This is a genomic window from Pseudonocardia sp. SID8383, assembly GCF_009864975.1.
Classification (GTDB): domain Bacteria; phylum Actinomycetota; class Actinomycetes; order Mycobacteriales; family Pseudonocardiaceae; genus Pseudonocardia; species Pseudonocardia alni.
In genome coordinates, this window is sequence record NZ_WWFY01000714.1 from 1 (window position 1) to 4,777 (window position 4,777).

Below are 4,777 nucleotides of genomic sequence, written 5' to 3' on the forward strand. Positions count from 1 at the left end.
GGTCGCGGCGCGAGCGTGCCCGCGCGCACCCCCCGTCCCGACCCGTGGCGCCGGAGTGGCCACCGTGGCCGCACCTGAGCGGACCCCCCGGCCGAAGGCCCGGCGCGGCCGGGCCCGTGCCGGCGAGGGCGGTTCGGACTACACCCCGTCGATCGCGCTGCGCTCGATCGACGGGCACATCACGCGTACCAACGGGCAGGTCATGGCCTGGTACCGGCTCGCGGCGCAGGCGTGGAGCTTCCGCAGCGACAACCAGCGCGAGGTCCTGATCCGCCAGATCGCCGCGCAGCTCGGCGAGCTGCAGGGGCGCTGGCTGCACCTGCGCGTCACCACCCGGCCCTACCCGGTGCACATGTGGGCGGAGTCGTTCGATCAGAACGCGATCGGCCGGATGCCCGACGTGCCCGGCGCCCTGGGCTGGGACGGGTTCCTGGAGGGCGAGCAGCGCCACCTGATGGGGCTGTCGATGGCCGACAAGGAGGTCTTCCTCGGCATCGAGGTCTCCGGCCGCGGGCTGATCGACCGCTGGGTGGAGCGCGCCGCGCCCGTCCTGGACCGCCTCGTGCCGTCCGCGGTCAAGGCCGAGCTCGCCGCGCTGGAGTCCGAGATCAACCACCTGGACGTGCTCGTCGCCGGGTCCGGTCTCGACGCCGTCCCCGCGAGCGCGGAGGACATGGCCTGGCTGATGCACCGCTCGGTCGCCCTCGGGCTGCCCGCCCCGCGCGGGCTGTCCTCGGTGCCGCGCGGGGTGTCGACCTGGGAGCCGGAGGATCTCGCCGCGTTCACCGAGGGCGTCGACCTGCACCAGGAGCCGTACGCGCCGACGGTGCAGGTCGTCGGGCGGATGCGCAGCCAGACCGTCACCCGCAACGTCGCGGTGCTGAGCGTCGGGCTGATGGAGGGTCTGCGGATCCCCGAGATCGACGACCCGTGGATGCAGCACTCCGACCGGCTGCCGTTCCCGGTGGAGTGGTCCGCGCGGATCTACGTGCGCCGCCCGGAGGACGTCACCGGCGAGCTGCAGCGCCAGATGGGCAAGGTGCGCAGCCAGATCCGGCACTACACCCACGACCACGACCTCGACCCGCCCATGTCGCTCGCGCGGCAGGCCGACCGGGTCCTGGAGGTCGAGGACGAGCTCACCACCGGGCTCACCCAGCTCAACACCCGTCTCTACGGCTGGTGGCGGATCGCCGTCTCCGGCCGCGACGAGGCCGAGGCCACCACCCGCGCCCAGCAGGTCGTCGACCTGTACCGGCCCAAGGTGCAGATCGAGCACCCCGAGGCGCAGTACCGCTACGCCCGCGAGTTCATCCCCGGCGAGCCGCTGGCCGCGACGGCCTACCGGCGACGCGGGTCGGTCACCTGGGCGGCCGCCGCGGTCCCGGCCGCGACGGCCAGTGTCGGCGACCGCCGCGGGATCATGCTCGGCGAGACCTGCACCGCGACCCGCCGTCCGGTCGCCTGGGACCCGTGGCTGGCCCAGGAGGTCCGACGCGCCTCCGGCCTCACCGCGATCGTCGGCGGCCTGGGCTCGGGCAAGTCGTTCCTGACCGGGCTGGTCGTCTACAAGACGCTGCGCGCCGGGGCCCGCTGGACGGTGCTCGACCCGTCCGGCCCGCTGGCCGAGCTGACCCGGCTGCCGGAGCTGGCGCCGTTCTCCCGGCACATCAACCTGCTCCGCGCCGACCCCGGCATCCTCAACCCGTACCGGGTGGTCGCCGAGCCGCGGCCGGACCACTTCCTCGACGACGAGGACCCCGAGCGCGCCTGGAAGCGGGAGCGCTCGCTGGCCGCGGCCACCCGCCGTCGGCTGGTGCTCGACGTGCTGTCCGGGCTGCTGCCCTACGAGATCGCCCGCCAGCCGCACACCCGGATCGTGCTGCTCCGCGCGGTCCGCGAGGTCGGCGGCTCGCCCGACCGGCACCCCGGCATGGTCATCGACGCGCTGCGCCGGCACGCCGGTGAGGGCGAGGACCACGCCGGCGTCGTCGCGGACTTCCTCGACGAGCGGCGCGAGCTGCCGCAGGCCGCGCTGCTGTTCCCCGACGAGACCCGCGCCGACCCCTGGCAGGCCGACCGCGACTACCGGCTCACCGTGCTGACGATGCAGGGACTGTCGCTGCCGCGCCCGGGCAGCCCGCGCGAGGAGTGGACCGACAACGAGTCGCTCGGCGTCGAGCTGCTGAACCTGGCGTCCTGGCTGACCCAGCGCACGATCTACGACGCCGACCGCAACCTGCGCAAGGGCGTCGCGCTCGACGAGACGCACTTCCTGTCCCAGGTGCCGACCGGCAAGGTGCTCATCGACCGCCTCGCCCGCGACTCCCGCAAGTTCAACGTCCGCGCCCTGTTCGCCTCCCAGCTGGCCGGTGACCTGCTGCGGGTCTCGGGCTTCGCGTCGCTGGTCAACGCCGTGTTCGTCGGCCGGACCGACGACGAGGAGGCCCAGTCCGAGGCGCTGCGGCTGCTGCGCGTGCCCACCGACGTCGGCTACGAGGAGATGCTCGGGACCCTGTCCCCGCGCCCCCGCCACGACGACCGGCCCGACGACGCGCCCCGCCAGTTCGTCTTCGCCGACGGCCACGGCGGGGTGGAGAAGGTCCGCATCGACCTGGAGGCGCCGCACCTGGAGCACGTCCGCGAGGCGCTCGACACCAACCCCGACGCCGCCCGCGTCGTCGCCCCGCGCCCGCCGGGTGGCCCGGCGATCACCGCACCCGGGCATCCCGAGATGAGCGCACCCGACGAGCCGAGCCCGCTGCCCGCCCGGCGCGCCCCGGCCCCCGTGGTGCTGCCCGACCTCGACGGTGACGAGATCGACCTGCGTACCGACACCCGGATCGGCCCCGGCGACGACGACCCGGTCCTGGCCGGCGGGATCCGTGCCGGTGGGGTGCAGGTCGTGTCGGTCGCCGCGACCGACGCCGCCGTCGGCCGCGCGGAGCTCTACGACGACGAGCAGCTCGACCTGCTCGACGAGCTCGACGACGACTGGGTGGTCGACGAGCCCGCCCCCGCGGACGGCACCGCCCCCGCGGACGGCACCGCCTCCACGGACGGCACCGCCCCCGCGAACGGCACCGGCCCGTCGAACGGGACGGCGGCCACGAACGGCCACCCCGCGGCCGCTCCCCCCGACGGGGACGGACGGTGACGGCGGGCCTCGACCCGTCCGGCGGCGCAGGCGTCTGGGTCGTCCTGGGCGTGCTGCTCGCGGCCGTCGTCGTGTCGGTGCGGAAGACCCGCCGCCGCACGCCGCAGACGCCCGGGGTGACCCGCCGCCGTCGTCGGCGGACGGCGGTCCTGGTGGTCACCGCGATCGCCGGCGGCACGCTGCTGCTCGGCTCGCCGGCCATGGCGCAGGCGCTGGACTGCAAGTCCCCGCCGGAACCGGACCGCCCCGGCACCGGGCTGGTCGGCTCGCTGGACCGGCCCTCGGCGCTGCACGGGGAGGCCGGCAGCGTCTACGAGGAGGTCGGCTACGCCGGTCTCGTCTGGCACAACTACGACCTGGGCTGCGCCACGTCGGGCGTGCTGAACCCGTCGGTCACCACCGACACATGGCTGGGCAACCAGGTCTTCAACCTGGCGAAGCTGACCGTCGGCGGGGTGAACTGGGCGCACTACCTCATCGCCGACGGCGGGTCGCTGTTCGCGCCGCTCGACCAGGTCATCACCACCGCGACCCGGGCGATGTACGAGACCGTGTTCACCACCTGGGTGGGCCTCGGCCTGCTCGGGTTCGCGATCATCGTGCTGCTGCTGGCGATGCGCGGGGAGCTCGCGCGCCAGGCCCAGCGCACCGGCATCGCCGTACTCGCGCTGATGCTCGGATCCGCCGCCTACCTCGCACCGGTCGACTGGTCCCGTGCCGCGGACAACCTGCTGCTCGACGGCGTCACGCAGATGCAGGAGGGCTTCCTCGGCCAGGTCGGGCTGGGCACCCGCGACACGCTCCCGACGGTGCTCGTCGACCAGGTCGCCTACCAGAACTGGCTGCGCGGCACGTTCGGCGCGCCGGACGTCCCGCAGGCCCAGGAGCTGGGCCGGGACCTGCTGCGGGCGCAGGCGTTCACCATCGACGAGATCGACCAGGGCCAGGACACGTCCGAGACGGCGGAGCGCAAGAAGGGCGAGTACGCCGCGCTCGCCGACCGCATGGGGGACCGCTACCCGTACTTCACCGGGGCCTCCGGCAGCCGGATCGGGGCCGGGACGCTCGCGCTGATCCAGGCCGCGTGCATCGCGCTGTTCCAGCTGCTGTCCAAGGTCCTGGTGCTGGTCGCACTGCTGGTCATCCGGCTGATGGTGGTGACGGCGCCGGCGATCGCCGTCGTCGCGCTGCTGAAACCGGACGTCATCCCGGCGATCCTGCGCATCGGCGGCGCCGCGATCGTGAACACGCTCGTCGTCGGGGCGCTGGCCGGGCTGCACGCGCTGCTGGTCGTGTCGCTGTTCGCCCCCGGGTCCGGGGTCGACCTGTGGCTCGCGCTGCTGGTCACCGGCGTGGTCACGCTCGTGCTGTGGGCGGTCGCGCGGCCGTTCCGGCGGCTGGTGTCGATGGTGACACTGACTCGTGAGCAGTTCGGCGGGATCGTCCCCGGCATCAACGGCGGCCCGGTGTCGCGGGTGTGGAACCGGATGCGCGGCCCGAACGACGCCGACGAGCGCCAGTCCCGCTGGTGGTCCGAGCGCGGCGGCCCCGGCGGGTCCGGCGACCCGGGTGCGGCGCGACCGGAGGCCGAGACCGCGGCCGGGCCGGGGGCCCGGGTCC

At 74.6% G+C, this 4,777-nt stretch carries 2 protein-coding genes; both read left to right on the top strand.

From position 1 onward, the window contains the following. Window positions 1–64 precede the first annotated feature (64 nt). Window positions 65–3,157: an ATP-binding protein gene (locus tag GTW08_RS17270; RefSeq protein ID WP_304580137.1), complete on the top strand. Its 3,093-nt coding sequence runs from the start codon at window positions 65–67 to the stop codon at window positions 3,155–3,157. Further along, window positions 3,154–4,777: hypothetical protein (locus tag GTW08_RS17275; protein ID WP_161152222.1), on the top strand; the 1,624-nt coding region annotated here is incomplete at its 3' end. The genes GTW08_RS17270 and GTW08_RS17275, both read left to right, overlap by 4 nt.